This is a genomic window from Okeania sp. SIO2B9 (assembly GCF_010672505.1).
Classification (GTDB): Bacteria; Cyanobacteriota; Cyanobacteriia; order Cyanobacteriales; family Microcoleaceae; genus Okeania; species Okeania hirsuta.
Genome location: NZ_JAAHGK010000535.1, coordinates 1 through 4,822, shown reverse-complemented (window position 1 = coordinate 4,822; position 4,822 = coordinate 1). Strand labels below are relative to the sequence as shown.

5 protein-coding genes are annotated in these 4,822 nt (G+C 39.7%); 1 reads left to right on the top strand and 4 read right to left on the bottom strand.

Features of this window, described 5'->3' with window-relative positions:
• The coding region (locus F6K13_RS18565; protein ID WP_287287969.1) for a hypothetical protein at window positions 1-671 on the bottom strand (671 nt) is incomplete at its 3' end.
• Window positions 672-769: 98 nt separating this feature from the next.
• On the opposite strand from F6K13_RS18565, the gene F6K13_RS18560 reads away from it, so the two are divergent.
• Window positions 770-1,024 carry a hypothetical protein gene (locus F6K13_RS18560; protein ID WP_124154727.1) on the top strand — a complete coding sequence of 85 codons (255 nt, stop codon included), beginning with the start codon at window positions 770-772 and terminating at the stop codon, window positions 1,022-1,024.
• A gap of 320 nt (window positions 1,025-1,344) precedes the next feature.
• Here the strand turns inward: F6K13_RS18560 and F6K13_RS18555 are convergent, their stop codons facing one another.
• From F6K13_RS18555 to F6K13_RS18545, 3 genes are all read right to left on the bottom strand, one after another.
• Entirely contained in the window at window positions 1,345-2,331 is a 987-nt protein-coding gene (locus F6K13_RS18555) for an alpha/beta hydrolase (RefSeq protein ID WP_124154728.1), read from the bottom strand.
• A 237-nt stretch (window positions 2,332-2,568) separates the two neighbouring features.
• A complete protein-coding gene (locus F6K13_RS18550) occupies window positions 2,569-2,931 on the bottom strand; it encodes a C39 family peptidase (protein WP_287287968.1) in 363 nt (120 codons plus the stop codon).
• A 24-nt stretch (window positions 2,932-2,955) separates the two neighbouring features.
• On the bottom strand, window positions 2,956-4,822 hold a 1,867-nt coding region (locus F6K13_RS18545; RefSeq protein ID WP_287287967.1), incomplete at its 5' end, for a peptidoglycan-binding protein.

Below are 4,822 nucleotides of genomic sequence, written 5' to 3'. Positions count from 1 at the left end.
ATTTCTTCAATTGTTGGAATTGCTTTTCCATAAATCTGATCTTCATTCATATAACGCTCAACTTCATCAATGAATTTATCAAGTAAATTAGAGTTATTTTCTTTACGATGCAAAAACTGACGGTGATAGAAACGATTGGCATATTTTAACAACGTATCTAGCTGTGAGAGAATAAGCTCTTTACTGAATTCGTCTTGGTTGCTGTGATATTCATATTCTATCTGATCAATCAACCCTGAAATCATCTGTTCCTCTTTTTGCGACAAATGTAGGGCTTCGTTGACTGCGTAGCTGAAATAGTTATATTTCTTGATTTCATCCTTGATCGAATACCCACGGATAAAATCCTCATGGAAAACAATTGTGCGGCCTGTTGATTTTACATTTAGCCCCACAACCTTCACTTCCTGCTTCGGAGCCATGAAAATCATTGTGCCGTTTTTACAGTCATATTTTGTGCGGCCGTAAAAGATTTCGCCGGATGTAATATGCTTGAGTGATACCGAATAAAAATCACCGCTTAGTGTAATATCTCGATCGTCACATTTTGTATCATTTGTCTTGTTGGACGACATAGCTACCACAGAAAACAAAGGATGTTCCGGGTCTGGAAGCCCTAAAAAGCTGTGGTACTCTCTCAAATCACTGAAATGTATCTTTTTTGTATTCATATTAAATCACCTTATCTTGTTTGAAGTGGATCGCCTAGAGGAGGCATGGGCGATCCACTTCGTTTAGTCGCATTATATCATGTCCGGATAATTAGGGCTTGTTGAAAAAAGCAAAGTGTGGTCCGGGTGGGAAGTGTGGGAACCCACCCCTAACCCCTCCCAGGAGGGGAATGTGGGAAGACTGGGATTGTAGGAGAAATAATTTTTCCTTGATTTTTCTGCCTCGCCCTGCCCCAACGTCCTCACTTTATGCAGCTCTTTTCACCGAAAAACTGATACTTTTTCACGACTTAAAATGGCTAAAACCTTTATCTGTAAATGCTTTTATATTTAATCAGCAGAGCAATAATTAGTGATAAAAAAACCTTTTCCCGTAAGTACCTTTTCTTTCCTCTCTTGGTGCGCATTCCCTCTCTTGGTCAGCATTCCCTTGCGCCGACAGGCGCAAGGGGTCGCACCGCTTCTGCCTTACCTCCTCCAAAATGTAAGTATTCAACCGGACATGATATTACAGCGGTTTAATAATGAATAAACCACAATCATACTGACTCCTTACTCATTACTCATTACTCCTCACTCCTTACTCATTACTCATTACTCCTTACTCATTACTCTTACAACAGTTTTGTGGTCTACTCAACTGAAAAGCACTGTAGGCTACCGCTGGGACTGACTATGGTTGGGCTTTGGTTTGTGCGCCACCATGCTTTTTGAAGAACCCGTCCATCGCGTCAATGGCTCTAGAAACAAATTCGTCTCTGTCGTACAGGTCAACATGGGATGCGCCTTCGATTTCAACAAACTGTTTCGGGTCAGATGCTTTATCGAAGAAAGTTTTTGTTAGTGGTCCTGTCATGAGAACACCACTAGCAGGCTCCATCGCCTTTTCACCAATGATGCCAATGTATGGCGTGTAGAGGTAAGGTGCGTAACTTGTCGCATCAGCCAACATCGGTGCTTCAAGCATAAAGGATGGCGACAGGTGCGAGTAGTTGGGGTAAGTTTCCGCACCCGCACGTTTGGTCATATAATAATCATAACCTTCGCTCGGTGTTGCTCCATTCTTGACCGCTTCCACTTCTGCTCCCATGCCAAGCGCATCAACATATTCGACGACGCCTGTTTCATAGGCTTTTTGACGACCTGCATTTTGTCTAGCGATTAAGGCTGTAACAGTCTCACGATCCATCGCTTCAAAGTAGCTAGCCTTATTGCCCATCATGCCGGATACAGAGGCAATCGCTTTCAAGCGTTTATCTGTCGTGGCAGTCAAAGCCATGTAACCGCCTGATGCGCAAACGCCGATGCCAAAGAGGTTGTCACGGTCAACGAAGGGAAGTGTACCCATGAAGCTAACCGCATCGCGGATGCTTTCAATCTTCACAAATGCATTTTCGTTGTTACGAATTTCCCCTTCGCTGTCGCCATAACCGATATGGTCAAAAACGATCATGACATAACCGCGTTCGGCAAGCTCAGGACCGTAAACGGCTCCGGTTTGCTCTTTCACTTGGTTAAAGGCTGACGAAAAGACAATAGCGGGATAGCTACCATTTGGATCAAAACCTTCTGGTGTGTAGAGGTGAGCTGAAAGGTTTAATCCCTGAGATTTAAAGGTAATATCATTTTTTCCAGATTTTAAATTTTGTAATTTCATCATGGTGTCCTGTTCAATTAAGTTTTAAATTCGCTTACATTTACGATATTATCCAGTTATTTGAGATTAGTAAATAAACAAAACTGCAGGATTTGGATACATTTTTGCAACTTATGTTTTAAATGAACAGGACTTAGGCACTGACCTGACAATAGATGTAGGGTCTTGCTCAGTTACGCTACTGCTAACACACCCTACTGGACTTCCTATTCCCTCTATTCCCTAGCGCTACGCGCTATGCTACTTTTTCCGAATAAAATGCGCCCAAACACCTCCATTAGGACCTGCAACTCGATCCATGTAATCATAGGGATAAGTTAAACGAGTACCTTCAGTATCAGAATAACCAGTTAAAGCATTCCCCCAAGGATCGTTAACAATATAACCCTTGTAGTTATATCCGATCGCTGTCAATATATGACCGCTAGCAGTAAAGTCTCCTGCCACAACTACTGGACGACGGTTATTCAACTCATTTTTTACCTCAGACCACTCACGGGTAGTACTAAAACTTGTCTCAAAATCATAAGCACGAATTAACGCTGATAATACACTGTGGTCTGTTTCTGAACCCTGACCATAATTATTAAAACACCATTCCAATAACTCATCTTCTAACTGATCGCCTCAATAAGACCGTACTCCATAATAAGCAAATATCATGGCGATCGATGTTACATTACAAGTAGACCAATAAAACCGAGGGTTATCACGTTGAGAAAAATAGGGTACATTCAGCTCTATATTATTTCTAATGGGATTAAAAGATTTATTCCCACGTTTAAACAAAAAATAACTAGGAAACACATAACCAGTATTACCAAATTCCCCCATTTGTTCGGTCAAAGCAACTTTGAGATGATTTCCCTCTACAGCATAACTATTCACCCCGTATACTCGACCAATAGGTAACGTTACTCTTTCTGAGCGACCTAACAAAAATGAAAACAAAGGTCGCTTTTTTATCACGGTAGTTTCTCGAACCGTCATCGTCATAGCATTAGGATCGTAGAGTATTTCCTCTTCTTGTTTCTTGATTCTAGCGTGCTGCCAATAGATATATCCCACTTTACCAAAACCGGGAATAGATTCCAGCAGAGTTACGCGAAAATGTCCTTTAGTGGAAGCATAACCAGTAATTGCCAAAGTCTGACCTAGAGATAATTCTGCTTTTTGATTATCATCAAGTTGAGATGAATCTTCTGGACTACCCTTAATAAAAGTTTTTTGAACTACCAATATTTTAGCGCTGATATAAGTATCTGGAACATCGGTAAAATCAAATAGTAGAAGTTTAGAACCTTTTGTCATTTCAACATAGGGTTCATAAAAATAGCCAAAATTCCCTATCGGTGATATTGCATTACTCAATACCACTTTTAAATGCCCATCAACTAATCCATATTTTTCAACAGTAAAAATTTCTCCTGCGTCAACCCTAACTTTTTGTTGATTATTAAGCTTGGAACTATCTATAGGATATAATTTAAACCAAGTATCCTTGACAACTTTCAATTTAGTATCTTTTCCAGCAGATATTGGTTCTGAACTTACATAAATATTAATTACTTTACTATCAACAACATTTCCCTTACTATCAAGACTTTGTAAGCGTAACCACCGTGTTCCCTCTGTATTAAAACCTCGACTTAATTTGACTTCCCATAAACCACACTCTGAGTCAAGATTCACTGGCAATGGATATTTATCTTCCGCAGTCACTGTTACAGTTTTTCCTTGACTAGGATCATAAGTACCCCGGAGAGTTGTGCTTTGATTCACCAAAACTTCTGTAGGACCTAAAAATTTGAGTGTGGCAGCAGTAGCAAAAGCTTGACTAGCTTCAGTTAATTGCACAAAATCTGGATAAACGTACCCCTCGTTACCAAAGTCGGGTAGGTTTTCTGTGAGTAATATTCTGGTATGGTTATTTTGGTATGTGTAGTTGGAGACACCATAAACCATTCCTTTTTGCAGAATTAATTTTTCATCTGGTTTTAAATATGCTTCGTTTGTTGGTTGCTTTTTGATGACGGTATTGTTGAGGGTTTTCAGAGCGATCGCTGTTTGATTATATTTTACTGTTTCCCCTTGTCTGATAATTTCCACTTTTTGTGGATCGATATATCCTGTATCGCCAAAACCTGGGATAGCTTTAGTTAAAGATACTCGAAAATGATCTTCCACACTTGCATAACCTTGGATAACATAAGTTTCTCCAGAAAAAAGTTCTATTTGTTCATTGGATGCTAGTTGGGAATAAGGTTCCGGTTTAAGTTTAATTTGAGTTCTTTCTTTGACCCATAGTAAGGCTTTATCTGGGGGTGCTTCTGGTAAATTAGCACTATTGAAGTAGAGAATTTTTGCCCATTTAGATAAGTGTACTTGTTGAGAATTAAAATAGCCAAATTTGCCAATGAGTGGAATAGGTGTTGCAAGTTCAACTTGTAGATAGTTATCTACTAACTGATAATTTAGCAGTCGATAAGTTTGA